Source organism: Sphingobacterium endophyticum, from assembly GCF_009733535.1.
GTDB classification, from domain to species: Bacteria; Bacteroidota; Bacteroidia; order Sphingobacteriales; family Sphingobacteriaceae; genus Sphingobacterium; species Sphingobacterium endophyticum.
Genome location: NZ_SMMI01000018.1, coordinates 54,325 through 81,223, shown reverse-complemented (window position 1 = coordinate 81,223; position 26,899 = coordinate 54,325). Strand labels below are relative to the sequence as shown.

At 34.5% G+C, this 26,899-nt stretch carries 30 protein-coding genes and 1 tRNA gene; 19 read left to right on the top strand and 12 right to left on the bottom strand.

Annotated elements, in window-relative coordinates; all coding sequences use genetic code 11:
- Positions 1 to 167 precede the first annotated feature (167 nt).
- The 3 genes from E0Y80_RS17805 to E0Y80_RS17795 are packed head-to-tail and all read right to left on the bottom strand — an operon-like array spanning position 168 to position 1,651.
- Positions 168 to 848, bottom strand: a complete 681-nt coding sequence (locus tag E0Y80_RS17805; protein ID WP_156309025.1) for an ATP-dependent Clp protease proteolytic subunit — start codon at positions 846 to 848, stop codon at positions 168 to 170.
- A 13-nt stretch (positions 849 to 861) separates the two neighbouring features.
- Positions 862 to 1,134: a hypothetical protein gene (locus E0Y80_RS17800; protein WP_156309024.1), complete on the bottom strand. Its 273-nt coding sequence runs from the start codon at positions 1,132 to 1,134 to the stop codon at positions 862 to 864.
- Positions 1,115 to 1,651, bottom strand: coding sequence for an RNA polymerase sigma factor (locus E0Y80_RS17795; RefSeq protein ID WP_156309023.1), 537 nt, complete (start codon positions 1,649 to 1,651; stop codon positions 1,115 to 1,117). Before E0Y80_RS17795 ends, E0Y80_RS17800 begins: the two co-directional genes overlap by 20 nt.
- A gap of 170 nt (positions 1,652 to 1,821) precedes the next feature.
- Between E0Y80_RS17795 and E0Y80_RS17790 the strand changes: the two genes are divergently transcribed.
- From E0Y80_RS17790 to E0Y80_RS17750, 9 genes are all read left to right on the top strand, one after another.
- On the top strand, positions 1,822 to 2,775 hold the full coding sequence (locus tag E0Y80_RS17790) for a hypothetical protein (RefSeq protein ID WP_156309022.1): 954 nt from the start codon (positions 1,822 to 1,824) through the stop codon (positions 2,773 to 2,775).
- Between the two features lie 3 nt (positions 2,776 to 2,778).
- Positions 2,779 to 3,639, top strand: coding sequence for a nucleotidyltransferase domain-containing protein (locus tag E0Y80_RS17785; RefSeq protein WP_156309021.1), 861 nt, complete (start codon positions 2,779 to 2,781; stop codon positions 3,637 to 3,639).
- A 30-nt stretch (positions 3,640 to 3,669) separates the two neighbouring features.
- Positions 3,670 to 4,371 (top strand): VIT1/CCC1 transporter family protein, encoded by a 702-nt coding sequence (locus E0Y80_RS17780; RefSeq protein WP_156309020.1) that lies wholly within the window; start codon positions 3,670 to 3,672, stop codon positions 4,369 to 4,371.
- A 384-nt stretch (positions 4,372 to 4,755) separates the two neighbouring features.
- Positions 4,756 to 5,382, top strand: a complete 627-nt coding sequence (locus tag E0Y80_RS17775; RefSeq protein ID WP_156309019.1) for a Crp/Fnr family transcriptional regulator — start codon at positions 4,756 to 4,758, stop codon at positions 5,380 to 5,382.
- Positions 5,383 to 5,452: 70 nt separating this feature from the next.
- Positions 5,453 to 5,665, top strand: a complete 213-nt coding sequence (locus tag E0Y80_RS17770) for a YgaP family membrane protein (RefSeq protein ID WP_156309018.1) — start codon at positions 5,453 to 5,455, stop codon at positions 5,663 to 5,665.
- A gap of 153 nt (positions 5,666 to 5,818) precedes the next feature.
- Positions 5,819 to 6,178 carry a DUF4180 domain-containing protein gene (locus E0Y80_RS17765; RefSeq protein ID WP_156309017.1) on the top strand — a complete coding sequence of 120 codons (360 nt, stop codon included), beginning with the start codon at positions 5,819 to 5,821 and terminating at the stop codon, positions 6,176 to 6,178.
- Between the two features lie 114 nt (positions 6,179 to 6,292).
- Positions 6,293 to 6,706, top strand: a complete 414-nt coding sequence (locus E0Y80_RS17760; protein ID WP_156309016.1) for a hypothetical protein — start codon at positions 6,293 to 6,295, stop codon at positions 6,704 to 6,706.
- A 303-nt stretch (positions 6,707 to 7,009) separates the two neighbouring features.
- Complete coding sequence (locus tag E0Y80_RS17755) at positions 7,010 to 7,372, top strand: hypothetical protein (RefSeq protein ID WP_156309015.1); 363 nt, start codon at positions 7,010 to 7,012, stop codon at positions 7,370 to 7,372.
- 69 nt (positions 7,373 to 7,441) lie between these two features.
- Positions 7,442 to 7,867, top strand: coding sequence for a hypothetical protein (locus E0Y80_RS17750; RefSeq protein ID WP_156309014.1), 426 nt, complete (start codon positions 7,442 to 7,444; stop codon positions 7,865 to 7,867).
- On the opposite strand, the gene E0Y80_RS17745 is transcribed toward E0Y80_RS17750, so the two are convergent.
- On the bottom strand, positions 7,836 to 8,711 hold the full coding sequence (locus E0Y80_RS17745) for a pirin family protein (RefSeq protein ID WP_156309013.1): 876 nt from the start codon (positions 8,709 to 8,711) through the stop codon (positions 7,836 to 7,838). The two genes, E0Y80_RS17750 and E0Y80_RS17745, sit on opposite strands and share 32 nt — an antisense overlap.
- Positions 8,712 to 8,865: 154 nt before the next feature.
- On the opposite strand from E0Y80_RS17745, the gene E0Y80_RS17740 reads away from it, so the two are divergent.
- Both E0Y80_RS17740 and E0Y80_RS17735 read left to right on the top strand, forming a co-directional pair.
- A complete protein-coding gene (locus tag E0Y80_RS17740; protein WP_156309012.1) occupies positions 8,866 to 9,228 on the top strand; it encodes a winged helix-turn-helix transcriptional regulator in 363 nt (120 codons plus the stop codon).
- A 205-nt stretch (positions 9,229 to 9,433) separates the two neighbouring features.
- Positions 9,434 to 9,877 carry a nuclear transport factor 2 family protein gene (locus tag E0Y80_RS17735; protein ID WP_156309011.1) on the top strand — a complete coding sequence of 148 codons (444 nt, stop codon included), beginning with the start codon at positions 9,434 to 9,436 and terminating at the stop codon, positions 9,875 to 9,877.
- An 82-nt stretch (positions 9,878 to 9,959) separates the two neighbouring features.
- On the opposite strand, the gene E0Y80_RS17730 is transcribed toward E0Y80_RS17735, so the two are convergent.
- The 4 genes from E0Y80_RS17730 to rpe form a co-directional block, all read right to left on the bottom strand.
- Positions 9,960 to 10,433, bottom strand: coding sequence for a DinB family protein (locus E0Y80_RS17730; protein ID WP_156309010.1), 474 nt, complete (start codon positions 10,431 to 10,433; stop codon positions 9,960 to 9,962).
- A gap of 79 nt (positions 10,434 to 10,512) precedes the next feature.
- Positions 10,513 to 12,234, bottom strand: a complete 1,722-nt coding sequence (locus tag E0Y80_RS17725; protein ID WP_156309033.1) for a M14 family zinc carboxypeptidase — start codon at positions 12,232 to 12,234, stop codon at positions 10,513 to 10,515.
- A gap of 800 nt (positions 12,235 to 13,034) precedes the next feature.
- On the bottom strand, positions 13,035 to 15,299 hold the full coding sequence (locus tag E0Y80_RS17720; protein ID WP_156309009.1) for an aconitate hydratase: 2,265 nt from the start codon (positions 15,297 to 15,299) through the stop codon (positions 13,035 to 13,037).
- 143 nt (positions 15,300 to 15,442) lie between these two features.
- The gene (gene rpe, locus E0Y80_RS17715) at positions 15,443 to 16,123 is read right to left on the bottom strand and encodes a ribulose-phosphate 3-epimerase (protein WP_156309008.1); all 681 of its coding nucleotides are present in this window, start codon (positions 16,121 to 16,123) and stop codon (positions 15,443 to 15,445) included.
- Between the two features lie 527 nt (positions 16,124 to 16,650).
- Between rpe and E0Y80_RS17710 the strand changes: the two genes are divergently transcribed.
- The 8 genes from E0Y80_RS17710 (at position 16,651) to E0Y80_RS17680 (ending at position 23,952) form a co-directional block, all read left to right on the top strand.
- Positions 16,651 to 18,783 (top strand): HD family phosphohydrolase, encoded by a 2,133-nt coding sequence (locus E0Y80_RS17710; RefSeq protein WP_156309007.1) that lies wholly within the window; start codon positions 16,651 to 16,653, stop codon positions 18,781 to 18,783.
- A 114-nt stretch (positions 18,784 to 18,897) separates the two neighbouring features.
- Positions 18,898 to 18,984: transfer RNA gene (locus tag E0Y80_RS17705), tRNA-Ser, on the top strand.
- A gap of 134 nt (positions 18,985 to 19,118) precedes the next feature.
- On the top strand, positions 19,119 to 19,775 hold the full coding sequence (locus tag E0Y80_RS17700; protein ID WP_156309006.1) for a DUF4304 domain-containing protein: 657 nt from the start codon (positions 19,119 to 19,121) through the stop codon (positions 19,773 to 19,775).
- Between the two features lie 60 nt (positions 19,776 to 19,835).
- On the top strand, positions 19,836 to 19,967 hold the full coding sequence (locus tag E0Y80_RS20885) for a hypothetical protein (RefSeq protein WP_262885874.1): 132 nt from the start codon (positions 19,836 to 19,838) through the stop codon (positions 19,965 to 19,967).
- The gene (locus E0Y80_RS17695; RefSeq protein WP_197091656.1) at positions 19,927 to 20,481 is read left to right on the top strand and encodes a hypothetical protein; all 555 of its coding nucleotides are present in this window, start codon (positions 19,927 to 19,929) and stop codon (positions 20,479 to 20,481) included. Before E0Y80_RS20885 ends, E0Y80_RS17695 begins: the two co-directional genes overlap by 41 nt.
- Before the next feature lie 207 nt (positions 20,482 to 20,688).
- Positions 20,689 to 22,239, top strand: coding sequence for a HEAT repeat domain-containing protein (locus tag E0Y80_RS17690; protein WP_156309004.1), 1,551 nt, complete (start codon positions 20,689 to 20,691; stop codon positions 22,237 to 22,239).
- A complete protein-coding gene (locus E0Y80_RS17685) occupies positions 22,236 to 22,619 on the top strand; it encodes a DUF695 domain-containing protein (protein ID WP_197091655.1) in 384 nt (127 codons plus the stop codon). Before E0Y80_RS17690 ends, E0Y80_RS17685 begins: the two co-directional genes overlap by 4 nt.
- Positions 22,620 to 22,773: 154 nt before the next feature.
- Complete coding sequence (locus E0Y80_RS17680; protein WP_156309003.1) at positions 22,774 to 23,952, top strand: lipoprotein N-acyltransferase Lnb domain-containing protein; 1,179 nt, start codon at positions 22,774 to 22,776, stop codon at positions 23,950 to 23,952.
- Positions 23,953 to 24,054: 102 nt separating this feature from the next.
- On the opposite strand, the gene E0Y80_RS17675 is transcribed toward E0Y80_RS17680, so the two are convergent.
- Genes E0Y80_RS17675 through E0Y80_RS17660 form a run of 4 tightly spaced genes read right to left on the bottom strand, consistent with a single transcriptional unit; the run spans position 24,055 to position 26,888 of the window.
- On the bottom strand, positions 24,055 to 24,570 hold the full coding sequence (locus tag E0Y80_RS17675) for a cupin domain-containing protein (protein WP_156309002.1): 516 nt from the start codon (positions 24,568 to 24,570) through the stop codon (positions 24,055 to 24,057).
- A gap of 11 nt (positions 24,571 to 24,581) precedes the next feature.
- Positions 24,582 to 25,643, bottom strand: a complete 1,062-nt coding sequence (locus tag E0Y80_RS17670) for an alpha/beta hydrolase (protein ID WP_156309001.1) — start codon at positions 25,641 to 25,643, stop codon at positions 24,582 to 24,584.
- Positions 25,644 to 25,652: 9 nt separating this feature from the next.
- Positions 25,653 to 26,375 carry a carboxymuconolactone decarboxylase family protein gene (locus E0Y80_RS17665; protein ID WP_197091654.1) on the bottom strand — a complete coding sequence of 241 codons (723 nt, stop codon included), beginning with the start codon at positions 26,373 to 26,375 and terminating at the stop codon, positions 25,653 to 25,655.
- Between the two features lie 42 nt (positions 26,376 to 26,417).
- Entirely contained in the window at positions 26,418 to 26,888 is a 471-nt protein-coding gene (locus tag E0Y80_RS17660) for a nuclear transport factor 2 family protein (protein WP_156308999.1), read from the bottom strand.
- Positions 26,889 to 26,899 lie beyond the last annotated feature (11 nt).

Sequence of the window (26,899 nt, the reverse complement as noted above, 5' to 3'; positions counted from 1 at the left end):
CAAAACTTAAAGCTTTCAGGAGCGTCTTTCGTGGCGTAAGGGACACGACATTCTTTCTGTACAGAGTGATGAAATTGTATGCTTAAAAATCTTTACCCCCCAAACTTTCGGTATGATCCCAATAATGAATAAAGGAATCATGAAGCTGGCCAATCTTCATTTCATAATTAGAGTATTTCATCAATTACACCAAATTCTTTAGCTTCCTCAGCAGTCATCCAATAATCTCTATCGCTTACATCATGCACCTTTTGATAGGTTTGACCACTATGTTTGGCAATGATTTCATACAGTTCTGTTTTTAATTTCAAAACTTGCTTAGCTGTAATTTCGATGTCCGATGCTTGACCTTGAACCCCACCAAGAGGCTGATGTAACATTACCCGAGAATGTTTCAAGGCAGCACGTTTCCCCGCAGCACCCCCGCACAGAAGAACCGCTCCAAAGGAGAATGCCATTCCCGTACAAATGGTGGCCACATCTGGACCTACTAATTGCATCGTATCATAAATACCCAATCCAGCATAAATCTCACCCCCTGGTGAATTGACATACATATGAATATCCTTCTTAGGATCAACTGACTGGAGGAATAGTAATTGAGCCTGTACAATATTGGCAATATTGGCGTCAACAGGTACTCCCATAAAAATAATCCGGTCAATCATTAACCTTGAAAACACATCCATTTGTGAAACTCTCAATTCCCGCTCTTCGGTTATGTAAGGTGTCATCGCCACTGGGATTTGAGCATTATCGATCGCTGAAATATAATTGTCAACACGATCTTTTTGGACATAGCAATGCCCTACCGCAAATTTGCGGAACTCATTTTTATCGATTTGCATAGTTTAAGGGATTTTAAGGTTTTTTAAATAGCTGAACTATCTTTTGCTTAAAGCTCGTATACTTAGGATCTGTAAACAGTTTTTGCTGAACGGCCTCTAATTCATTTCTCAGCTGCGCACGACCAAACTGACGTATAATCTCATAAGATCTTTGTTGTGATTTAACATTAGCTTCCAACTCCTCATCGATCAATAGCTGAACATCAAATAGCAATGCCTCATTCACCGGTAATTTTCCTAACAAATAATCATCTATCCGTTTCGTTTCATTCCATGAAGTCATCATATTCCAGTGCTTTTTCTTTAACAGTTTCTCTTACCTTTTCTAAACATTTATATTTCTGAACAGTCGCGCTTCTAGTACCTGAGAATCCAAATTGTCCTGCGATTTCTGTCAATGGAATTTGATCATAATAGAAAGCCTTTAGGAGTTTCATGCATTTCTCACCAGCCACTTCCAAAAAACGCATCAGACGCTTGCTGACAGGCATTAAATCCTCCTCAGACATAATATCTGTCTGAACCTTATCTAATGATATCGTATGTTGATAATTATCCCTATATCGCTTTAACCATAAGTTCTTGGAAATTCCCACCAAATAAGCGCTATCATTCAACAATGGGATGATCTTGTTTTTTTCATAATACACAATCATAGCATCCTGAAAAACGTCTTTTGCTTCCTCAAAACTACCACCCATTCGACTTACATATTTAGCAATTACCGGAAAGGCGATTTGATATAAATCTAAGAAATGTGATTCTCGGTCCTTTGCTACATTTGAACTGCAAACATCTTCCATATAAATCTCTTTTTATTACATGTTCCAATTTTTATGAAACTATCACCATAATTCTAAAAATAAATTTAATAAACTTTAATTTATTCATCTCAACTCCAATTTTTTACTCTTCCTACTTGCAAGCATCCTCAATCTTGGTTAACTTCAAGAGAATAAATCACTATCAATCAATGGATCTTAAAAAAATATATAGCAATGAATATTTTGGAATAATAGTAGCTGCTTTATATGGCCTATTAGTGAGAATATTCTTAGATGAATCTTCTTTTAATGAAGTTAGTGATGTCTTTTCAATCACATTCTTTATTGTTACACCTATTATCATATCACTTCTTCCGATTATTTTATCTGAGGACATAAGAAGATCAGCAATAAAATCATTCTTTTTCCCTTTTTTAGCAATATTCTTATTCTATTTATTAGCAGTTGTCACCAAATTAGAAGACACATTTTGTCTCTTAATTCTCGGAATTCCCTATTTATTAATAACAGGAACTGTAGCTTTATTAGTAAGATATTTTCTCAAAAAAGATCGGAACAACAACCGACTTTATTCTATTCTTTTGCTTCCATTGATCCTATTACCCATAGAAAATTCATTTCCAGATATATCTGAAAACTATAAAGTATCTTATTTCCTCGTTATTGATAAACCCAGCGCTGAAATCTTTCCCAATTTGATAGAAGTACCCAAATTATCTAATATTCATTACCAAGATGGATTCTATCAATTCATTGGTATTCCAAGACCAATTGAATCCAAATTATATAAAAATGATTCAACAATTTATAGAATAGGAAAGTTTACTGATGGATTGCAATTATATGAGACTATAAGTGAAATGAAACTAAATGAATTTGTCAATTTTAAAATTGATCTTTCCAAATCTCTTTTAAGGAACAAACCCACAGACAATCATATTTTAAAAGGTGATTTTTTTAGGTTTAATAATATCTCCTATACACTGACTCCAATTTCGACAAATCAAACAAAAGTCCAATTAAGTTGTGATTACCTATTGAAATCCAAAATGAATTTCTATGCCAATTTTTGGGCACAAAATGTTATCAAGGATTTTGAAAAAAGATTGTTGAATGCCATAAAAGTCAAATTAGAGGAATAAACGATGATGCTCATACCTCCTGAAAAGCAAAAAACATTAGAAAATATCTGTTCAGATCTGCAAAAAATCGATAATATTTCTGCCATTGTCCTAGGAGGTTCATATGCAACAGGTAGAGCAACTTCTAATTCTGACTTGGATATAGGCATATACTATCATGAAAACCATCCCTTTTCAATAGATGAAATTAAATTAGTTGCAAAAAAATATGCAGTAGATAAAACGCCTGTAGTTACTGATTTTTATGAATGGGGGCCTTGGGTAAACGGAGGTGCGTGGATTGAAACCTCTGCAGGGAAAGTAGATTTTCTTTACAGAAACATCAATCAAGTCAGAAGAACTATCCAAAACGCTCAAGATGGTATCTGGGAAAATAATTTTGACCAACAGCCTCCTTTTGGCTTCTCATCTATCTTCTATTTGGCAGAAATAGAAAACTGTATTCCTCAATATGATCCCCAGAATATTCTCATATACCTGAAATCATTGATTAAGACATATCCTGAATCTCTAAAGAATACCATTATCCAAGATTCTTTATGGTCGGCAGAATTCAGCATAAAGATGGCATTTCAATATGCGAATAACGAAGATTATTATAATACGTTCGGCTGTTTCAGCAGGACATTAAAATCATTAGTAAACGGCCTCTTTGCATTAAATGAAGTCTATCCAATTGGAGACAAGAATGCTCCTGAAATTTTAGAAAAATTATCAATTTGTCCCAAAAGATTGAATCAAAAAATTGTTAATATCTTAACTTCTAAAAAATCTTTAATATCCAACTTAGAATTGTTAAAAGATCTTTTTAAAGAAGTTGTATCATTTTCAAAAAATATATATCAACCAAAATTTAAACTATAAAAATATTCATCTATTTTAAAAAAAACAAAAATGCTAACCTTAGAAAACTACCTAGACCCTCATTATATAAATCGCAGCAATTGGCTTAGAGCAGCGGTTTTAGGTGCGAACGATGGTATAATTTCAGTATCTAGTCTGGCAATTGGTATCGCGACGGCGAGTAGTACCAAGGATCCTATCCTTTTGGCAACCATTGCCAGTGTGGTGGCTGGAGCTTTATCTATGGCAGCAGGAGAATACGTTTCAGTAAGTTCACTAACAGACATTGAAAAGGCTGATATTAAAAGAGAAGCAGCAGAATTAGCCGAAATGCCAGAACTTGAACTCCAAATGTTAGCCAGAATTTATGAACAGCGTGGTCTAAAACAAGAAACAGCTTTACTCGTGGCAAAAGAATTAACAGATCAAGATGCATTAGCTGCCCATGTCAGGGATGAACTCGGAATTACAGAAATTAATCAGGCTAATCCTATTCAGGCTGCATTAGCATCTGGAGCCGCTTTTACCGCAGGAGGAATCTTGCCGCTGCTCGTTGTCTTTTTTGCCCCTGTAAATAATATGGAATACTACCTTTATGGTTTTACTATTCTCTCCCTAATAATATTAGGTGCAGTATCAGCAAAAACGGGTGGATCTAGTATATCAAAAGCCGTGATAAGAATTGTCATTTGGGGAACAATCGCCATGGGATTATCAGCATTAGTGGGTTATATCTTTGGAGTCAATGTTTAGATGAAGAATAGCAACAATGGCTATAATCATTTTAAAGAAATTATTGAACAAACTTACTTACAATTGTAAATCGTGGTTATTATTTTGAATACAATAGCAACAGTTATTTACTTGATCTTAAAAATGTAAAGTAATTACCGATTTCTTTAACTCAATTAAATTTCTGTTCAACTTAAAGATTTTTTTTATTATCAGGACAAATTAATGGCTAATATTAATATTTAAAGCAAATATTAATCCAATTAAGCCATACTTTGTAGCCGAAATCCTAATATTTTTTATATTTTGGATAGATAAAGATGGACTTATTTTCCCATTATCTATATTTATTGTTTAAACATTAATATAGTTTCATCATCAAGTATTCACACAACTATTTTCAAAATGATAAACAAGAAATTTGATTTTCTTCTAGAGCAGGGACTTCGGGCAGAATTTGATCAGGTTGGTACCAGATTAGAATTTAATCCTGGCGATTTGATAGTCGAGCCCAATAAATATATAAAGGTGATCCCACTTTTGATTAAGGGTACGATTAAAGTAATTAGAGAAACTAGTGAAGGAAATGAATTGATTTTATATTATATCAAATCAGGGCAAAGCTGCGCAGTATCCCTTTCCACATCATTAATGAACAAATTAAGCAATATCAAAGCTATTGCTGAGGAACGAGTTGAACTTATTGCTATCCCCTCCTCTATCTCAACAAAATGGTATGACAGTTATGCCAGCTGGAGGATGTTCGTACTTCGTACCATGGACAATCGTTATGATGAAATCATAAATGCCTTAGACAGCGTTGCCTTCAAAAAAATTGATGAAAGACTTATCGAATATTTAAAAATTAAATCTGCTGCTGTTCAATCTAATATACTTCACATTACCCATCAAGAGATTGCTAATGAGCTCTCTACCTCGCGAGAAGTTATTTCTAGATTGTTAAAACAGTTGGAACAAAAAGGTATTTTGAAACTTTTTAGAAATAAAGTAGAAATTTTCTCTCCAATGTGATAAAAGTCACTGACAAACACCTATATATATAGCATTTTTGTTTTAGTGTTCAACCCAAAATCAAAAATCTATGAAAACAAATATGGGTTCACAAGACAAAACAATTAGAATAATATTAGCTATTATTATTGCTGTATTATTCTTTACAAAAATTATTTCTGGAACCTTAGCTATCGTTCTATTAGTTGTAGCTGGCATATTCATTCTGACTAGCTTAATTGGCTTCTGCCCATTATACAGTTTGCTTGGAATATCAACCTGCAGAAAGAAAGCTGCACATTAAAAGGAAAATCAAAATAACTATTATCTTTATACCTTACCCCGTTTAGATCCCTTAAGCGGGGTTTCTTTTTCTTTCCTAATCATTTATTGCTCCAAATCTATCCTCTTTATTCCAAGAGATTTATTATGTTTATGACGAAAAACAAATAAAAAAATGGAATTGATTAAACATTCACTTAATAATCAGCAAATTGCTGAAATAAGAGCGAATGATTACATCTGGAAAACAGCTGAAGACGGAAAAGATGTAATGGGCGATATTTATTATCAGGGTTATGACAGATTAATTATTCATGAAAAAAATATTCATCCAGATTTTTTCAACCTGAAAACTAAAATCGCTGGTGAAATTCTCCAAAAATTTTCTACATACCGAGTAAGGCTGGCAATTGTTGGTAACTTCAGCAAATATGATAGTAAGAGTTTAAAGGATTTTATTTTTGAAAGCAACAAAGGTAAATCAGTCAATTTTCTTGATTCCGTTGAAACTGCTAAAATAAAACTATCACAATAATCAGCATTTTTAATACAGATTTAATTCTTAACAAAACATTATTTTTTAACAACTGGTTTTTCAATTGGATTTTGATATACATTTGCATTCTAATCAAATAATTTATTAATCCAAATGAATCCCATTTTTAGAAAGATCCTAGCTGTTGTTTTAGGTATAGTAATCGGAAGTGTTGTTAATATGGCACTTATCAATATTAGTCCAAATGTAATTCCACCACCTGAGGGTGCAGATGTAAGTACAGCCGAAGGATTGAGCGCTGCTATGCATCTTTTTGAACCAAAGCATTTTCTATTCCCCTTTTTAGCTCATGCTTTAGGAACCTTCGCAGGTGCTTTAGTTGCTTCATGGATCGCACCTAACAATAAGCTAACTTACGCTATGATAATTGCTGTGTTTTTCTATTTAGGCGGATTGGCTTCTATTTTTATGTTGCCTTCACCTATCTGGTACACATTCGTCGATTTGGTTTTCGCTTATTTCCCAATGGCTTACTTCGCTAAAAACTTAGTTTTAAGAGATAAATAAATTATTTACCAGAATTACTGAAACTCAATAATTCTTTGTTAAAAATTGTTAATCAATATCGCTGTACATAACATATGTATTTTGATTGCGTTAATAATAGCAAAGAGTAATAAAAGAGTAATTTCATAATTTAGGTTAATAATTGGTTTGGTAAAATCCTGAGCTTCCCCAGCTCAGGATTTTTATTTTTATACCTGTTAAAAAACCTTAAAAACTCACTTTTGGCATAGTAAATGCAATAATCTAATTTGTAACATCGTTATTACAATAGATTAATTAAACATATAACAAAATTCAAAACTTATGAATGAACTATTTTTTTCAGCCATGTTTATCGGAAGTTTACTTTTTGGAAACCCTGAAACCAAAGAAATTCCTTCAGAATTAAATATCAATCAAATGGAAATTCCTCAAGCTGACCCAAAAGGTAAACTTGAATTAATTTCTAATACCAAAACTGATTTTACCTTCAAATTGTCCGGTGATCAGACTAATGATCATTTAGAAATCTTAATCAATGACGAATTGATTCATACCTCTATTGATAATGGTCAGTTTACTATAAATCGTCCTGAAAAAATTGAAAACAATTCTTTTCAGGTTGATGTGAAATCAAACAACAGTTTAACTTCAAAATCATACGCAAGCTATGTAATTAGCTTCTAATCTCAATTAAATATTAGTAAAGAAGCCGTACCCAATTGGGTGCGGCTTCCTTTTTTATTATATTTAGTTATGCTTACGAACTTTAAGATTAAGAACTTAATTTATTTATGCTATGAAGGCTTTGAAATAGACCTTCACAACTGTTATAATTTTTCAATTAGCAATCTTGAGGTTCATCCTGACCAAATCATTATCCCTTTCCAAAGGTTAAACAATAATATTTCTGCAGAATTACCCTTTTCTAAAATTATATTCACAGCATATCATTATTCCTATTTCCAAAATAATGATCCATCTACTGAACATCTATCAGACGACCATATCTTAAGTGAACTGACTTTCTATCCTGCGGATTACCGTCAAAACCATACTTTTTTAATAAATCAAGAAGATCCAAAAGAAACGGATGATCTTATATTGAATTTTTGCAGCGACCGAATTATACGTCTAAAAGCTGAAAAAATTATCGTAACTCACCAAACTTCCCCTCTCTGAATTCTTGAAAGGCTTGCTCCAACTCCTCTTGTGTGTTCATAACAAAAGGACCATAATGTGCAACCGGTTCGTTCAATGGTTTTCCGCTCAAGATCAAAATAATACTATCTTCAGAAACACCTTCCAACATAAAAGTATCTCCGCCTCCATTTTCGAACATAGCAAAACTATCTTTCGTTAATGTTGTATGACCATTTACTTTTACCATGCCCTCCAAAATCAAAATAGCAGTATTATAATCTTCAGGTAGGGTAAACTCCGCCTTACCAGCTTGATGTAAATAGGCATTATATAAATGAATCGGCGAATAGGTTGTAGCTTTCCCTTTTGCACCTTTATATTCTCCTGCTATTACATGAATATCCCCTCCCTCATTCTCCAAGCTAACTTTCGTCATTTCTGTTGCCAATAAATCCTGATAATGAGGTTTTGTATTTTTATCCTTAGCAGGCAAGTTCACCCACATTTGGACCATCTGAAATAGTCCACCAGTTTTTGACCACTCCTCTTCATGATATTCTTGATGCAAAATTCCTGAACCTGCAGTCATCCATTGCACATCTCCCTCGCTAATTACTCCTTTGTTGCCCATGCTGTCTTCATGCGCAATTTTACCTTTGTACGCCAAGGTCACCGTTTCAAATCCCTTGTGTGGATGCGCTCCAACACCTCTTGGTATCTCAGAACTTTCAAATTCTATATCCGCATTATATCCTAATGCAAAAAACGGATCCATCCTTTTTCTGGGAATGTCTTTCCCGATAAATGATGTGGAATAAAATGCATCACCAACCCAATTAAATGTTCCCGGATGTAATACTTTTTCTATATTTCTAGTTTTCATGGCTGTACTTTCTTTTGTTAATACAAATTAAAATGTATTAACTCGCTCACTTAGTATGAGTTGCCTCCCGGTAACTAGTTACCATTTGGAAACCTATTAAGTTTTGGATAAATTGTAGTAATTAATCCGATTATTGATTTCTATTAATAAACTCATGAAGGCACTAAAGAACGATCCCCCTACCTGTACGGAAAACTTATTGGCGATGCGAGATACACTTGATATTTTAGGTGGAAAATGGAAATTATTGATACTACACTATCTCATCACCCGTGAAAAAGAAGTGAATACATTTAAAAAGATCCAACGTGAAGTATTAGGAATTTCTGCCAAGGTATTGACCAAAGAATTGAAAGACCTTGAAGTCAACATGCTTGTTGAGAGGGAAGAATTAAATACCAAACCTAAGACAGTAGAGTATCGGATTACGGATTACGGCAGGTCTTCGAAAGATCTTATCAAACAATTGGTGTACTGGGGTAAGAACCATCGCTACAAAATGCTCCAATCTAAATAACAATTACCCTGATTTTTCATCGGTGAAAATTCGCTTCATTCCCTTATGATTTTTCACCGAGTCAACTCCTTCTTTTACCGAGAAACTGTAAGAACTGGCCTATTTGGCCTGTTATAGCGTCTTTTTTGACTATACCTTTGGTGTATCAAATAAGAAATAATAAATAAAAACATATAACAGGTACAACCACTAAAAAAAATAAGTCATGAAAAATCTAGTAAAAACATTCGCAATCGCAGGTCTATTATTCGCATCTTCAGTTACAGCTTTCGCAGTTGATAAAGACAAGGACAAATTAAACACAGCAGTCGTAGAAAATGTAGTTGATGCATATATCAACACTACGGTAAAAGGAAATGTTGAACATGTTGACGATCTTTTCGGAAAAGATTTCACCCAAAAATTCAATACAGAATATAAACAAGCTCCAATAGCTAGAGCTTCATATATCAAACAGTTGAAAATCCAAAAAGGTATCACCTTCAATTGTGACACCGACTACCAAGTTGTTGAAACTGCTGGAAAATATACACTAGCTAAGGTTTCTTTAAACTTCTCAAACTTTAAACGTACTGACTACTTGACCATGATCCAAGATCAAGACGGATGGAAAATCACAGAAGTAAACTCAGTTTACGAACAAAAATAAATCAATTCTAATACGAAGGTTATAATTCACTAATTGATATTCCACGTCTTGCGACGTGGATTTTTTTTTATCTTAAAACCTTCTACCACCGATCCCAAAACATTGGCGGTTCGATTCCAAGCGCTCTTAAATAAACATATCCTTGAGAACGATGGTGAATCTCATTATCCAAAAAATAAACAATGTTTTGATTGATTGGAAAATTAAACTCTCCAAATAAATTGAAATCTTCTTTTAATTTATCTTCTGAAATCTGATTATAGAACTCTGTAATCAACGGAGTTTGACGATCCCATTCTGCTAATAAAGCCTTTTTGGTATCAAATGGTAAATTATGATTGTATTTGCTGATTCTGTTATTGACAATATCTTCCAAACCTGGTATGCCGATACTTAGCAACTCCTTGATCATATCGCTAAATGGACGCATTACTCCTATCTTGAATTCAAAAAGATCCTTTTCTGGAAATTTTTCAATTGTTTTTCTTGTTAAGGTTCTATGGCCTTGCCAATTGTTTAAAAATTCTTCCTTAGTCAAAAATGCTTGTGTGCTCATAAATTTTTCTTTTAAATGATTGAATAATCAAATCTACAAAGCAGCAATGACAGCCTTTTGTCAACAGGTTTTAAACATATTAAAGTAATCGACCTACAGGATACAACCCGTAATTATGCTCATAATGATGCGTCCTTTTATATATCCATTCCAATTGCGCTCTTCCACTCCCTGCTAATTTCGGATCAGCCTTTTTAGCGTCCTCGAAATCTTTTTTAAGCTTCGAATCATTCTTTAACAGTTCTGCAGCTGTATCTTCAAATATATACGCCGAAAAATATTCTTTCTGGGATAGAATAGCGTCAAAGAAGTTCCAATTGAAAAACGAATCCATTCCTTGCGGCTCTAAGGTTTCAACGATATATCGGTTCATGGGCTGGTTAGTTTCTACAACCCAGTCTCCTGCATAAAAAGGCACCTTCATTTTCTTCGAGCTTACTTCTACAGAATGATGTGGAAAATGACCTTCATAAGCTGAGCTTTGTGTTTTATAACTGCTGATATAATACATTTCTACATCAATCACTTGATCATTCCCCAATTGCCTCATGATGACTGAATTCGTCTTCATCAACTCGATTAATCGATCATAAGCCTGTGGTATAATATAAGCCTTTGGTTTCTTGATGACAACATTTGGCTTGTAGCTGCTGAAATATGGAACTTGTTTTTGAAAAGGCTTACTCCGGTCATAATATAATCGATCCTCTCCTGATACCTCACTCTTCTTTTTCCCGGATTCGAAACCCATAAAATTAATGGTATCTACATGACTAGTGTCCAAGCTCCAACTCACAGGAAATTCCACCTGATCCACCACCATTTGTTTAATCTTCTTCCTTAAAGCAACCAAATCCTTAGATTCCTTAACCGATACATCGAACAAGCTCTTCATCAATGCATAAGTCGATTCCACCCTTTGCTGGTACGGTTTCCACATATGCGTTTCAGGCATATAACCTATTGTATTATGTAATGCTGCATAACCTGTTGAATATCTAGGACTTTCCAAAAAAGAAACTAAGCCACTCTCTGGAGTTTCACCTTTTGAATTAACATAGGGAACCATCGGAAATCCAACCTTTTCCATCCTTTTATAAAGCTCATCTGTGAATTTTGACTTCATATATGGAGCCAGGTCCTTATGCAATTTGTCCTTATGCGTCTCTATTAAAGTCATTACATATTGGTAATCCGCACCGTTGCTCGTATGGGTATCTAAGAAAACATCAGGATCCCATGTATTAAAGATCTTTTGAAACAGTCTGGAATTCCTGGAATCTCCTTTTATAAAATCCCTGTTCAAATCATAATGTTGCCTTGAACCACGAAATCCATATTCATTAGGACCATTCTGATTTACCCTAGACTCACCCCTATTCAACATGCCCGCAATATTGTAAACCGGTATCACACAAAGCACCAAATTATCAGGAAGCTTATTTTCCGTTAACAAATCCCTGACAAACATCATAGACGCATCTATACCTTCTGGCTCACCCGGATGAATGCCATTATTGATCAACATAACCGCTTTTCCTTTGGCCTTAATAAGTCTCGGATCAAAATCTCCATCCTTGGATAGTACGATAACCTGCAATGGCTTACCAACATCCGTCTGCCCTACATCAATTATTTTTGCATCCTTACGTCCTTTCAACAAACTCGCATAATAGTCTACTAATTCCTGATAGGTAACCGTAGTATTTTTCTTTGCATCCAGTTCGTAAGGGATTTTTTGAGCATTTAAGTTCATATGGACTGAACCCATTAAAATAGCTATTAAAGCTATGCTTTTCATTAGATTTCTGTTCATTTGGTTAATAGACATAAGACATAAGACAAAAGACATAAGAGCCTAGACAGTTGGCCTGTCTCTGAATAGAGTTGACAGGTTTTATATTTTTGTCATTTTCATCAAATATAGAAATAAGACAAAAGACAAAAGACAGAGACAGAGACAGTTTTCCATCTCTAAATAGACTTGGCCGGTTATATACTTTGTCATTTATATCAAATATAGTTAAAAGTGGTTTAGGAGATAACATTCCCCCAAAACACTTTTTTTCAACCTCCTATTGAGTTAGAATAGCAATGGTTTGAAAGGATATATTCAAATCCCAGAGGGATAATATATTTGTCAAATCCTGTAGGGATGGAATATCCAATGAATCCCATAGGGATGCAATGTCTATAGAAATTTATTTTACATCACAGAATTCAACGCCGTAGGTGTGGCATATTTCTAAAACCTCTAGCTAACACGTCACTCCTACGGAGTTGTTTTGAAATTAACGCTTATTCCAGACCCTGCGAGTCTGGCTATAGATATGTCATCCCGCTGGGATTTTTAAGAAGAGACAAGGAGATATTAGACATAGGACAAAAGAATCGAGACAGTTGTCCATCTCTAAATAGAGTTGACCGGTTTTATACTTTTGTCATTTTCTCCAAATATAGTTAAAAGTGGTTTAGGTGATAAAGTTCATTCTTAAATAAAAAAAGTGCTGTCCTCTCGAACAGCACTTTATTTCGTCGTAGTCTAATACTAACTACTATATTCCGTTGCTAGTCTAAATACTAACTACTTAATACTAAATACTACTTCTGACTCGATCGAATAATATTCAATGCACCACCAGCTTTGAACCAACCGATTTGTTGTTCGTTGTAAGTGTGGTTAGCAAGAATTTCTTCTGATGTACCGTCTGAATGGTGTAATACCAATGTAAGCGGTTTATTAGGAGTGAATTCAGTTAATCCAATGATATCGATAGTATCATCTTCTTTGATCTTATCGTAATCATCTTTATTAGCGAAGGTAAGACCAAGCATCCCTTGTTTTTTCAAGTTAGTTTCGTGGATACGAGCGAATGATTTCACTAATACCGCACGAACACCTAAGTGACGAGGTTCCATAGCTGCGTGTTCACGAGATGAACCTTCACCATAGTTTTCATCACCAACAACGATCGAACCGATTCCGTGTGCTTTATAGTCACGTTGAGTTGAAGGAACCGGACCGTACTCGCCAGTCAATTGGTTCTTCACCTTGTCAGTTTTTTCGTTGAAGTAGTTTACCGCACCGATCAACATATTATTAGAGATGTTGTCTAAGTGACCACGGTATTTCAACCAAGGACCTGCCATAGAGATGTGGTCAGTTGTACATTTTCCTTTAGCTTTGATCAATAATTTCAAACCTTTAAGATCAGTACCTTCCCAAGCTGCAAACGGCTCTAATAACTGAAGACGATCAGATTCAGGACTTACTTCAACTACAACAGAAGATCCATCTGCCGCAGGAGCTTGATATCCTGGATCATCAACTGCAAATCCTTTTTCTGGCAATTCATCACCAGTAGGAGGATCTAATTTCACTTGCTCTCCGTTTTTATTAGTTAACGTATCTGTCAATGGGTTAAATCCTAAATCACCAGAGATAGCAATCGCAGCAACCATTTCTGGTGATGTTACGAATGCAAAGGTATTCGGGTTACCGTCAGCACGTTTTGCAAAGTTACGGTTGAATGAGTGAACGATTGTGTTTTTCTCTTGTTTATCTGCACCAGCACGATCCCACATACCAATACATGGTCCACATGCATTTGTAAAGATCGTCGCGTTTAGATCTTCGAAAGTTTTCAATAAACCATCACGGTCAGCAGTAAAACGAACTTGCTCAGAACCTGGGTTGATACCAAATTCAGCTTTCGTAACTAGACCTTTTTCAACAGCTTGACGAGCGATAGAAGCAGCACGTGATAAATCTTCGTATGAAGAGTTAGTACATGAACCGATTAATCCCCATTCAACTTTTGTAGGCCAGCCGTTTTTACCAGCTTCTTCACGCATACGTGAGATTGGAGTATACAAATCTGGAGTAAAAGGACCATTCAATGAAGGCTCCAACTCCGATAAGTTGATTTCGATCAATTGATCGAAGTATTGTTCAGGATTAGCATAAACTTCAGGGTCAGCAGTTAAATGCTCTTTAATAGCATTTGCAGCATCAGCAACTTCAGCACGGTCAGTAGCACGTAAGTAACGCTCCATTGAAGCATCATAACCGAATGTTGAAGTGGTAGCACCAATTTCAGCACCCATGTTACAGATCGTACCTTTACCAGTACATGATAATGATTCAGCACCATCACCGAAGTATTCTACGATTGCACCAGTACCACCTTTTACAGTTAAGATACCAGCAACTTTCAAGATTACATCTTTTGGAGCTGCCCATCCTGATAATTTACCAGTTAATTTAACACCGATTAATTTAGGGAATTTAAGCTCCCATGGTAATCCAGCCATCACGTCACATGCATCAGCACCACCAACACCGATAGCTACCATACCTAAACCACCAGCATTTACTGTGTGTGAGTCCGTACCGATCATCATACCACCTGGGAAAGCATAGTTTTCCAATACTACTTGGTGGATAATACCAGCACCTGGTTTCCAGAAACCAATACCGTATTTGTTCGATACTGAACTTAAGAAGTTAAATACTTCAGAACTTTCGTTTTTAGCACGATTTAAATCCTCAGCTGCTCCATCACGCGCTTGAATCAAGTGGTCACAGTGTACAGTTGAAGGAACCGCTGCTTTCGGACGGCCAGCTTGCATGAACTGCAATAATGCCATCTGTGCAGTAGCATCTTGCATTGCTACGCGATCCGGTGCAAAATCAACATATGATTTTCCACGCTCGTATGCCTCAGTTGCGTTACCATCCCAAAGGTGCGCATATAAAATTTTCTCAGCTAGAGTCAATGGTTTATCAACAACCTGACGAGCAGATTTAATACGCTCATCATATTGAGAATAAACCTTTTTGATCATGTCTATATCAAAAGCCATTTATTTGTAGTTTAATATGATTTATTAAATTTTAACTATTTGCTCTCTTTTTTGAGCTATTTACGCAAAAATACAAAAAAAACTGCGTTTAATTTGCAATTCTGCCATCTCAACCTAATTTGGAAATATTCTAAACAATAGACCTAAACCGATTGAACAGAAGGGTCTACAGCTTTCAGTTCCTGAATCGTTTGTGTAGGGTTTTCGGCCGTAAACACAAAGCTTCCAGCTACTAAAACGTCCGCCCCTGCAGCTAATAACTTCCCTGCATTCGATAGACCAACTCCCCCATCAATTTCGATCAATACATCCGTTCCGTTCTCTATTGCTAACGCGCGCAATTCCTTGATTTTACTGTAAGTACGCTCAATGAATTTCTGACCACCAAATCCTGGATTCACAGACATCAAACAAACTAGGTCAATATCCTGAATCACATCTTTCAATAATGAAACCGGAGTATGAGGATTCAACGCAACACCTGCTTTACATCCCAACTCCTTAATCGCTGCTAATGTGCGATGTAAGTGAGTACAAGCCTCATAATGCACGGTAATAATATCCGCACCATTGTCCTTACAGATTTTTAAATAACGGTCAGGATCAACAATCATCAAATGCACATCCATTGGCTTCTTCGCATGTTTTGCAATTGCGCTCATAACCGGAAAACCAAAGGAAATATTAGGAACGAATACACCGTCCATAATATCAATATGGAACCAATCAGCTTCGCTATTATTCACCATCTCAATATCTCGCTGTAGATTCGCAAAATCTGCTGCCAATACCGAAGGTGCAATTAAGTGTTGTTGTGTGGACATGTCTTAAATTTTCTGCAAAGATAACAAGTATTATCCTCTAATTGAAACATCAAGCTCTTTTAAAAGCAATCTCTACATTCACATAACATTCATTTTCTCATTCCAATAAGAATCTTGCTTATATGAATAAAATCCCACCATACTTATTAATTGCAAATTCTTATTCAAGAACTGCTAAAGGGTATTTTTAAGCCCTTCCTATTAGAAATTCATTATAATTTATTAATTCAAATAAGGCTATCCGTAAATCATATCTCAGTTGAGTCCGAGTCGGGTTTTGCTCGTGTTTCGCTCGTGTCTCATCCACAGCTTGTCCAAAACTTATCCGGAGCTCGTCCGCTCACAAGCGGACGAGCTGTGGACAATGTCCTGCCAAGATGCGGACGAGACACGACTAAAACACGACTGAAACCCAAACGTAACCATACTGTCTTTTACATTGTCTTATACTGAAATAGGTTTACAGATTCCGAACTGTTTGCGGTAAATTAATTACATTTGTTTGTTAAGATCACTAAAACAAGAACGTGGCGAAATTAAAGATTAACTACCCTAAGGATAAATTACAGCAAAACTCAACCCTATGGAAATATGGGATGGTGGTATTGACCATTATCCTAATCTGTATATTTCTACCTAAACAACCTCGGTTTAGATATGAATATCAAAAAGGAAAACCATGGAACCATGAGAATCTGATTTCTCCATACAACTTTGCAGTCCTGAAAACTGCCGAGGAAATGGAGCGTGATAAACAGTATATTTTAAAGACGGTTCAACCTATCTATAATTTAAACGATGTAGCTAGTAAAGAGCAGATTGACCAGTTCAATACCGACCTGAATGAAAAATGGCAAGCCAGTCAATTAGATTCATCGGAAACTGTAAATATTAATAGTTATCGGGAAGTAGGTACTGCCCTATTGAATTACATCTATGAACGCGGAGTGATCTCCTTAAACAATAGGTTCCAGAATAAGGGAAGCGATACAACAAAGAATGATCCTACAGGACTCGAGTATAATTTTGTCCTTGTCCATGATAATATTGCTCAGCAAAAGAATACAGTAGACTGCTTTACGATTGAGTCGGCAAATCAATATATTGTTGGGGCATTAGAAAAGAATAAATTAATTGAGCATAAACGATGGTTGGCAGAAGTTCTTAAGAACTACATAAATATCAACTTTGTCTTTAACGAATCGCAAACCAATAAGGTGGAGCAAACAGCATTGGCAAATATTTCGACTACCCGAGGGATGGTACAGAAAGATGAGCTGATTGCAGAACAAAGTAAAATTATCAACAACGATACCTATCAGAAATTAGAATCGTTGAGGAAAGTTTTCGAAGATGAATCTAGGATAAGCGGTGAGCAGAATTTAGTAACATTTGGTCATTTTATCTTGATATCCTTGGCGATGGCATTGCTGATGGTATTCCTTTATTTTTTCAGGAAGGATATCTTTAATAACAACCGTCTCCTCTTCATCATCTTTATCGTAATTCTTGTCATGTTAGGGGTATTAAGTTGGGCAATTAAAATCAAGATCCCTAGCTTGTACTACATTCCTTATTGTAGTGTTCCTATTATCTTCAGATTATTATTTGATACGAGAATAGCGCTCAACATTCATATCTTAATGGTATTGATTGCCGGGCTATTTGTCCCAAATAGTTTTGATTTTGTATTCCTACAATTTACGGCTGGTATGGTTGCCATCTACAGCATCCGTACGCTAGTGAAGCGGGAGCAATTTTTGGTTTCCAGTGTTCTGATACTCGGAACCTATATCCTAGCCTATATGGGATTGGTATTGACAAGAAATGGGTCGTTTTCGACGATCTATTGGCAGGATATTTTACCGTTCACAGTCAGTGTTGGTCTTACCCTACTCGCCTATCCATTGATCTATGCTTTTGAGAAACTGTTCGGTATTGTTTCAGACCTGACCTTAATGGAATTGACGAATAGTAATTCCAGGTTATTACGCGAATTATCGTTGAAAGCACCAGGAACTTTCCAGCACTCATTACAGGTAGCAAATCTAGCTGAGGCAGCGATCTATAAAATCGGCGGAAACCCTCTTTTAGTTCGTGCAGGAGCACTGTACCATGATATTGGTAAGATGATCAACCCGCTCTATTTTATTGAGAACCAAAAAACCAACGATAACCCGCATGAGGAGCTGACACCAGAACAAAGTGCACAGATTATTATTTCCCACGTGCTTAAGGGGATTGAGATGGCGAGGAAAAATCAAATGCCGGAAGTTGTGATCGACTTTATCCGTACACACCACGGTACGACGAAGGTGGATTATTTCTACAATATGGCGATTAAGGAGAATCCAGATAAGGTAATCGATGAGTCTATTTTCAAGTATCCGGGCCCGGTGCCATTTTCGAAAGAAACTGCGGTATTGATGATGGCGGATTCAGTGGAGGCTGCATCAAGAGCGTTAAAGGAACCGACTGAGGAGTCGATTAATAATTTGGTCGACAAAATCATTGATCATAAGCTTATGCAGCGTCAATTCCAGAATGCGGATATAACGATGCGTGAGATATCAGAATCGGCTAAGATTTTCAAGGCTATGTTGAAGAGTATTTACCATGTGAGGATCGATTATGATCTCAGCAAGAAAAAAGATAACTAAAAAAACAAATTGATATTCAAAAGGTTGCTTATTGGCGGCGATAAATTGCGGAATTTTCGATAAATCGACTTTGAAGAGTGAAAATTTTGCGTTATGTTTGCACTGTCAAAACCCGGAGAGGTGCCTGAGTGGCCGAAAGGAACAGTTTGCTAAACTGTCGTACTGGAAACGGTACCGCGGGTTCGAATCCCGCCCTCTCCGCAAAGACTAATTAAAACCCGACTTTTAGTCGGGTTTTGTTGTTTACAGGGATTTGCCAAACTCGATTGAGCAAATTCAGGACCAAGCTGAATTCTTGGGGGGAATGTTAAAAATTTCTTAGTTTAGCATCTTTAATACAGATATCCCTTAGCGAAACTTTAACACCAATCCTAAAACCATTAGGTTTTAAAAAAAGTGGCAATAATTATTATAGAGAAGTGGGAGATATAATCCAATGCCTTAATCTACAACAAAGTAAATGGAATTCCGCTGAGTCAAAAGAATTTACTTTAAACCTAGGATTAATTCATAAAAAAATTTTTAAAGAAACTTCAACCCGAGATTTGCCTAAATTTCCAAAAGAATACCAGTCTCAAGTTAGAAAAAGAGTTTCTTCTCTAAAATTTAATAAAGATATATGGTATGAATTAACAACTCAAACTAATTATATTAATCTTTCGAATGAACTTAACAATGATTTAATAGATTATACCATTCCTTTCTTTATTAAATATGAAAATTTTGATAATTGGCTAGATTTCACATCAGTTGAAAATACAACTTTTATAGGTGACATAAGATTTTTTATACTTAAGGAATTAGGTAAATTAGATGAAGCTAAGAAATTATTAAAAGAGCTTTATGAAGATGCACTATTACCCATAACAAATAAATCCACAACGATCTATTCAGATGGCACTTCGGTTACAAAAGAATCTGAAGCTTATATTAATTGGCATCGTGTTAATTGCTACAAAGAGATAGCGGAAAAATACAGTATAAATCTTTGAGATTGTACTATACTGTGCATATAATAATGTTAGGTGATAAACCTCCCAAAAACCTAATAAATGAACGAAATCAGATTTATTCCATTAATTGAACCTCCTACATTAAAAGATAAAGGCAGTGAATTAACACCAGATGGGTCTCCATTTAATAATGAAATTGAATGGGTTATTTATCAAAATAAGGGAAATTGAAAAAAATTACAAAAATTTCCCTGAACCAATTAAGAAAGGAATTTACCAATACCCTCTATTCGATATTAATATAGATGATATGGAGAAAATAATAAATCTACATATCGGAGATTCTAATATAAAGGATTCAATTTCTCTTTTTGGTGGTTATGCCATATCTGTTAATAATGAAATCGAATTATTCCCACAATGCTGCGGATTACTAGAGGAAATTCAACTTTGGAAGAACATTCTTATCGAGAATTTTTCTGAATTTTACTTAACTGAATGCCATCCAAGCCCTTTAATAATAAAAAAAGGAGAAGAAATTGTAATAATCTGCGAAGATAAATATGAAACATTTATTCCGCCGAATACGAAAAAAGAAATTCGACTTGATTATAATAAAACGAAAGAAGCGTTAGAAAAACTTCTGAAAAATTTAGAAGTTTATTCTAATAAAGTAAATGAGCTGTCCAAAACATTTCAAGTTGACAACCTAGCGAAAATCATTATCTGGGGTGAAAAACAATGAAATACATCTATTAATATAGATATGTCTTTCTCTTGGTTGTAATGCTGTATACCTTTTGCCATGCAGAGATTATAAATTTTATAAGACATTTTTATTATGTAAATTCTTTAACAAATTTTAATAATTACTTAAATTAAACTTTAAAGATATTTTATTAACTTTGTTTTGTTATAATTTTACTAATAGAGCAAACAAAACATATCAAGAATGGAAATTTGGCAATACATAGAAATTTTAAGACAACCAAGAAAAACTTGGTTTTTCTCAAAGGACAATACTGCTGAGAAAATAAACGCCCTGTCAAATATTGCCATTAATGGTTATTCATCCGACATCTATTATTTAGTAGATTTTCTAAAAGACGGTAATAGTGAGATTAGAGAAGCAACTGTAAAGACAGTAATTAACCTATTTAAAAAGATTGACAGCAAAAAGGGATATTTCAATACACTAAAATATTGTAATATTTCAAAGAGTGATATAGACTATTATGAAGCAAATTATTGTAGGGAACAGTATATTGAGTTGTTAGCAATTAGTTCATTGAATGGCAATGGATACGTACGAGAAAAAGCAGTTAAAAAACTATCAGAGATAGACAGCCCAAGAGCTATACAATTTCTGATCTATCGATTAGCTGATTGGGTTTTGCCAATTCAACAATTAGCAAAAAATGGAATTGATAATTATAAAACAAAGAAATACATTGATAGCTTAATTGAAAACCTTCCAATTTTTGAATGGCTTGAAAAAGTTGGAAGAATTGACTTAAGCAATATTTATCAGGAATTTGTGGAGTTCATCACTTCCAAAAACAGAGAGTATGTAATAGACAAATTTGAGAATTATCCGGACCAGATACGAATTCTCTTAGCAAGACATATCTCAAAGTCACCTATAAGCAATCAGCGGGAAATTAATCTGTTTTTAAGAGATAAACATTTTATCATAAGAAGTTTAGCTATAAATTATTTTGCTGATCTTGGACCTGCAGAAATTAAGCAATTGTTAAATGACAAATCTGGGAATATTCGACTACAGACATTATATTGCTTGAAAAATCAACCTGATTTTGAGAAAATTTTAATAAATTTTTTAGCAGACAATTCATCTAGTGTTAGGCAATTTGCAAGGTTTAGACTAAAACATTCAAATATAGACTTTGCAAAATTTTATTATGACAAATTAAATGAAGGAAAACAAGTCAATGGATCACTCATCGGGTTAACTGAAATTGATGATAAAAGTTATCCTGAAAAAATAAAGTCATTTCTGAATGACAATAAAGTAAGAGTTAAAAAGACTGCATTTTTAGTGCTTTGTAAAATCGATGCAGAAGATAGTTATAATTTTGCTGTTGCGAATCTTGATAGTTCTTATCTTGGACTTAGAAATGTAATCATTGAATATTTATCCCAGATTCCGAGACCAGAAGTTATGGAAAGAGCTGTAGGCATTTACGAAACGGGCAATTATGATTTAAAAAAGTCAATGTTAAAACTCTTTCACAAAATTGGTGGTTTGAAAGGAATTCCAGACTTGATGATCGGAACAATCGACGAAAATGAGAAGATACGGGAATTGGCATTTGACTATTTGGGTAATTGGAGAGAACGAGCAGCAAGACTATTTGTAGCTGCAAAACAAGATGAAATTGAAAGAGCACAACGGGTTTTCAATTTTGTATACGAGACACATGATGAAAAACAATATTTTGAATCGAACCCAGTAGAAGGACTTAACTTTTATTTCAAATGACCAAATACCGAGTTTTAATCCCTGATGAATATTATTCAATCCTAGAATTTGAGGATGAAAATTTACCAGGCATTGCAGTTGTAAACACGGCTTTGAAAGGCTTTGAACCAAAAGAAGTATTCTGCTGGCAATTATCAATAATTATCGATCTTCAAGATCTTATTGAAAATGGGATGCCATCAGCTAAGGAGGTTCAAGTTATCGATGAATTCGGAGATTATTTAGACAAGGAGATAAAAGGAGCAGATGAAGGAAAACCAAATGCATTATTTCTTAAAATTCCTCTCCAAGGTCATTTGATTATAGAATCGATAAAGATGAAGATTGGGGATTTACTGATTGGTATTTGTCGGAATGGAAATAATTCTATTAAAAAATGACATGGCTTAACTGAGTGAGAAATTTTACTATCCCTATTCCCAAAAATGAATGCGAAGAAAATGGGTCAAGCTTTTTTTAATAAAGATTAAATCAGATATTTAATTCAATAACCATAGAAATTTAAGAATTTACACGAGTTTATTTACTAGAAGTATGGGATTATTATTAAAACTATTAATATGCTTTTTAATAATTTTCTTGAATAGTTCATCAAAATTATTAGGTAAAGATTTCGATGATATTGAGATTAGCTTGATTACCATTGGCAATGGAGATGAATTATACTCCATGTTTGGTCATAGCGCGTTGAGGATAAAAGATCTTAGTTCAAACCCAAAAAATGATTTAGTTTATAATTTTGGAGTATTCGATTCAAGGCAACCTGATTTTATTTATAATTTCTTGAGCGGAGATTTGAATTATTTTTCAATAATTGAGCAATATTATCCTTTTATTCAATCATACCTTTATGAAAAAAGAAGGATAACTGAATTAAAACTTAACCTTTCAAGTGATAAGAAAGAAAAAATTATTTCCTTGTTAAATGAGAATTTTAAACCTGAAAACCTATATTATAAATACAAACCATTTTCAGAAAATTGTGCAACTAAAATAAGGGATATGATATTTCATGATGAAAAAATAATTTTCCCTAATAATGAAATGACCTACCGTCAAACAGTAAATACGATTACAGCAAATAAACCGTGGGTTCAATTAGGCATTAATATCCTCATGGGAATAAATATGGATAAACCATTAAATAGTACCTCAGCCATGTTTCTTCCAGAAAATTTAGAATTAGCTACTAAAAATACATTAATAGCAATTGAAACTGACAATTTAACCCAACACCAATCAAGAAGCGATAAAAAAATGTTTTCATTTTTTTATAATCCGAATTTTATTTTCTTTTTATTGTTGGGTATAAGTGTTTTTCTATCATTATCATATTCGAAAAATTCTATTCAAATTTTATTTGTATTTGATTTCATCTTGTTCTTTATTGTAGGAATTATTGGAGGTATACTTGGTATATTATCAGTTTGGAGTAAGCATGATATATTTAACACTAATTTAAATATTCTTTGGGCTTTGCCAACTCATCTTATATATGCAGGGTTTGTCAATTCTCCAAATAGGTTGGCCAATATTTATAGATTAGGAAGTCTAACTTTGATTTTAATATCAATATTCGTTCTATTGTTTCAACAAAAATCAGAAATGGTCACTATGATTTTAATTTTTCTACTTCTTGCATTTAGATTGATTAACCATATAAAATCTAGTTTGAATTCTTCCCATAATATCATTTCTAGTAGCTCACTATAACTACGATAATCTTGATTGGCCGTAACAAAAAAGCTTCCTTCCCTACTAATTAATTATGAGATATATTTATTTTAGAAACTCAACTTAAAAGGAACACTATAATTATTTATTATATTCCTCGTCTGTCACTTCTTTCAACCAAACAGTTTCTCCTTTTTCACGTCCAGTAATTGCCACTTGAACAAAGTGACTATGAGCACTTGCTCCATGCCAATGAGGAACATCTGATGGACATTTCATTACCTCTCCTTTTTTCACGATAACCTTGTTCTTTCCTTCTTCTTGATAATAACCTTCACCATCGATTGCAAGAATAATTTGCCCTGCGGGATGAGCATGCCATTTAGTGCGAGCTCCCGGTTCAAAAGTGACACTTCCTACAGCGTTTTGGTTGATACTATCTGCATCTACTAAATTTTTCAGCCATACGTTTCCACCAGTAAAATTAGAATTATTTACTTTTTCACCCCTTTCAAAAACTAAGTCATTCACAGGTTGTTTATTGTCAGAATTTTGCTTTTGGTCTGAATTAGGTTGTGATGGATTTGTACAAGAGCCTATAATAATAGCAGCTCCAACTATTCCTATAATTTCACTTATATTAAATTTTATTTTCATTTTTATCTTTTTTATTGAAGGTTATCTTGAAAGAACCCATTTAATTTATTTAAAGCTTTTAACACATATTCAGGTTTCCAATAAGTTTCAATATGGGTTGCTCCTGGAATGATGAAAAGCTCTTTTTCTTTTGCATTAACAGCCTTTTCGAAAGACTCATCCGTCATATATTTTGTTTGAGCTTCACTTCCAGCTATCATTAATAAAGGTTGGCTGATCAGCTCGATTTGATCATTTGCATCCCAAGTCATTAAATCCATTAGGCTGCTCATAGTATATAAAAAAGTTGAATTTGGGTGGGCATGAGTTCTATAATAATATTCAAATCCTTGACGATAAAATTTTGTAGGAACTTTTTCCAATTCTTCATCGGTAATACTTGCTACACCAGCATAAGTTATGTTACCAGTCGTTTCCATTTTTCGGGCTTCTGAAGCTTTCTGAAGACGGTCTTGAATAGTATTAACTTCTGAATTTAGGAATCCGTTTCTTCTAACTTGACCAGAATTAAACATACTTAAGGTTGCAACTGCTTTAAATCTTTTATCAGATTTTACAGCGTTTAAGGTATAACCTCCACCACCGCAGATTCCCAATGCCCCTAAACGATTTGGATCTACCCCGGGATATTGCAGAATAAAATCTGCCATGCCTTTAATATCTTCTGTTCGGTTTTGAGGTTTATCGATATGACGGTGACTACCTCCACTCCCACCTTGATATGCTGCATCTGCTGCTATGGTAATATAACCTAGTTCAGCCAATTTCTGTGCATATAAACCCGCTGTTTGTTCCTTTATGCCCCCATTAGGATGAGCAACAGTAATTGCGGGATATTTTTTTGAAGCATCATATTTGGCAGGAGTATATACATTTGCAACAATCTCAATGCCGTTCAAATTATATTTCACAGGATGAATGTTTACTTTACCTGATTCATTTTCAGTTAATGCCCCTTCATATACCAAAGTATATGGGTTTATTTCATAATCTTTCTGTTGTGATTGTGCACTTGCAATATCAATAGAATTAAAAAGTATTGACAATGCAAATATTGATGTTAATTTTTTCATTAGTTCAAATTATTTCTTAATGGCCAAGACCTCATCCAAAACATGTTGAGCTTCTTGAGCTTCTTCCTGACCTATTGAGTCTTTTATTATTTCCACAAATTCTTGTAATTGATTGGGTGAAAGCCCCACATTCAATGATAAATTGAAATGAGAACGTAACATAGGATCAACGCCTGAAATTCCACTGAGGGTGGAAATGGTCGCCAGTTCTCTTTCTTGATAAGTCAAAACATCCCTTTCAAATATATCAGCGAATAAATGTTCTTTTAAAAAGATTTCAATAGTAGGTGCAAATGCTGCATAGCCAGTTTTGCTATTTGGTTCAGGTACACCGCTCAATTCTTCTAAAATAGCTTTACCCCGCAGGTATTTACTTGCATCATTACGGATTTCTGATGCCTCCGGTCCGATTTCATCAACTAAGCCTTTTGATTTACGTTCATCTACAACCAGCATAAATGTTTGTAGGCCACGAATACTCCTCGGAAAACCAGCATAAGCATAAACATGCATCAAAACTTCTTTGATTTGATTAATGTTCAATCCCGCGTCCAGTCCAGCATTTAATTCTTCTGTCAACTTTAAAAGATCTCCCTTTCCTGTCAACGAAGCAATACGAACTATTGCTTTCTGCTTCTTATCTAGATATTGCTCTTGGGAGGGTTGTGCATTTAAAGAAGACGAGAGAATTACGGCAAGGAGAATCAACATGGATTTCACTGTTCTTATCATGATAATTTAAATTGTGTATGCTTAAAATATATTTATAGAAAACTACTTAGAATTGCTATTCATTTTAACAGGACGCATCAACCTTGAAAATGTAAGCGAGCCCATTTTCCATTTTCCGTTTTCCTTAATATATACTTCAGTAACCATAAATGGATTTACAACAGTATTTCCACCTACTACAGCTTCAAGATCAATATCATTTAAAAGAATTGCGGTATTTCCTATTATATTCACAACCACCGAATAGACTTCAGCTTTTTTATACCAAATATTACCTGACTTAATGACATCCATCTCTTGCTGTTTACCCCACGAGCCCCCCATGTGAACAAACATGGATTTGGCATCAAAAAGTTGGTCAAGCGGCTCCATATTTTTATCTGCCATCCATTTCCATTTGTCTTTTGAAAGGGTTTCAATTTCTTTTATTACAGCTGAATCAGTTGATTCTTGAGAGAAGGATGGAAATGTATAAACCAATCCAAATAAGAGTGTAAAAATTAATGTTTTCATATCTAAAGATT

Bases quoted from the DNA above. Each gene is read 5' to 3' on its own strand.
- E0Y80_RS17805 (WP_156309025.1), bottom strand. From the start codon at position 848: ATGCAAATCGATAAAAATGAGTTCCGCAAATTTGCGGTAGGGCATTGC.
- E0Y80_RS17800 (WP_156309024.1), bottom strand. From the start codon at position 1,134: ATGATGACTTCATGGAATGAAACGAAACGGATAGATGATTATTTGTTA.
- E0Y80_RS17795 (WP_156309023.1), bottom strand. From the start codon at position 1,651: ATGGAAGATGTTTGCAGTTCAAATGTAGCAAAGGACCGAGAATCACAT.
- E0Y80_RS17790 (WP_156309022.1), top strand. From the start codon at position 1,822: ATGGATCTTAAAAAAATATATAGCAATGAATATTTTGGAATAATAGTA.
- E0Y80_RS17785 (WP_156309021.1), top strand. From the start codon at position 2,779: ATGATGCTCATACCTCCTGAAAAGCAAAAAACATTAGAAAATATCTGT.
- E0Y80_RS17780 (WP_156309020.1), top strand. From the start codon at position 3,670: ATGCTAACCTTAGAAAACTACCTAGACCCTCATTATATAAATCGCAGC.
- E0Y80_RS17775 (WP_156309019.1), top strand. From the start codon at position 4,756: ATGATAAACAAGAAATTTGATTTTCTTCTAGAGCAGGGACTTCGGGCA.
- E0Y80_RS17770 (WP_156309018.1), top strand. From the start codon at position 5,453: ATGAAAACAAATATGGGTTCACAAGACAAAACAATTAGAATAATATTA.
- E0Y80_RS17765 (WP_156309017.1), top strand. From the start codon at position 5,819: ATGGAATTGATTAAACATTCACTTAATAATCAGCAAATTGCTGAAATA.
- E0Y80_RS17760 (WP_156309016.1), top strand. From the start codon at position 6,293: ATGAATCCCATTTTTAGAAAGATCCTAGCTGTTGTTTTAGGTATAGTA.
- E0Y80_RS17755 (WP_156309015.1), top strand. From the start codon at position 7,010: ATGAATGAACTATTTTTTTCAGCCATGTTTATCGGAAGTTTACTTTTT.
- E0Y80_RS17750 (WP_156309014.1), top strand. From the start codon at position 7,442: ATGCTTACGAACTTTAAGATTAAGAACTTAATTTATTTATGCTATGAA.
- E0Y80_RS17745 (WP_156309013.1), bottom strand. From the start codon at position 8,711: ATGAAAACTAGAAATATAGAAAAAGTATTACATCCGGGAACATTTAAT.
- E0Y80_RS17740 (WP_156309012.1), top strand. From the start codon at position 8,866: ATGAAGGCACTAAAGAACGATCCCCCTACCTGTACGGAAAACTTATTG.
- E0Y80_RS17735 (WP_156309011.1), top strand. From the start codon at position 9,434: ATGAAAAATCTAGTAAAAACATTCGCAATCGCAGGTCTATTATTCGCA.
- E0Y80_RS17730 (WP_156309010.1), bottom strand. From the start codon at position 10,433: ATGAGCACACAAGCATTTTTGACTAAGGAAGAATTTTTAAACAATTGG.
- E0Y80_RS17725 (WP_156309033.1), bottom strand. From the start codon at position 12,234: ATGAAAAGCATAGCTTTAATAGCTATTTTAATGGGTTCAGTCCATATG.
- E0Y80_RS17720 (WP_156309009.1), bottom strand. From the start codon at position 15,299: ATGGCTTTTGATATAGACATGATCAAAAAGGTTTATTCTCAATATGAT.
- rpe (WP_156309008.1), bottom strand. From the start codon at position 16,123: ATGTCCACACAACAACACTTAATTGCACCTTCGGTATTGGCAGCAGAT.
- E0Y80_RS20885 (WP_262885874.1), top strand. From the start codon at position 19,836: ATGAACGAAATCAGATTTATTCCATTAATTGAACCTCCTACATTAAAA.
- E0Y80_RS17695 (WP_197091656.1), top strand. From the start codon at position 19,927: ATGAAATTGAATGGGTTATTTATCAAAATAAGGGAAATTGAAAAAAAT.
- E0Y80_RS17690 (WP_156309004.1), top strand. From the start codon at position 20,689: ATGGAAATTTGGCAATACATAGAAATTTTAAGACAACCAAGAAAAACT.
- E0Y80_RS17685 (WP_197091655.1), top strand. From the start codon at position 22,236: ATGACCAAATACCGAGTTTTAATCCCTGATGAATATTATTCAATCCTA.
- E0Y80_RS17680 (WP_156309003.1), top strand. From the start codon at position 22,774: ATGGGATTATTATTAAAACTATTAATATGCTTTTTAATAATTTTCTTG.
- E0Y80_RS17675 (WP_156309002.1), bottom strand. From the start codon at position 24,570: ATGAAAATAAAATTTAATATAAGTGAAATTATAGGAATAGTTGGAGCT.
- E0Y80_RS17670 (WP_156309001.1), bottom strand. From the start codon at position 25,643: ATGAAAAAATTAACATCAATATTTGCATTGTCAATACTTTTTAATTCT.
- E0Y80_RS17665 (WP_197091654.1), bottom strand. From the start codon at position 26,375: ATGATAAGAACAGTGAAATCCATGTTGATTCTCCTTGCCGTAATTCTC.
- E0Y80_RS17660 (WP_156308999.1), bottom strand. From the start codon at position 26,888: ATGAAAACATTAATTTTTACACTCTTATTTGGATTGGTTTATACATTT.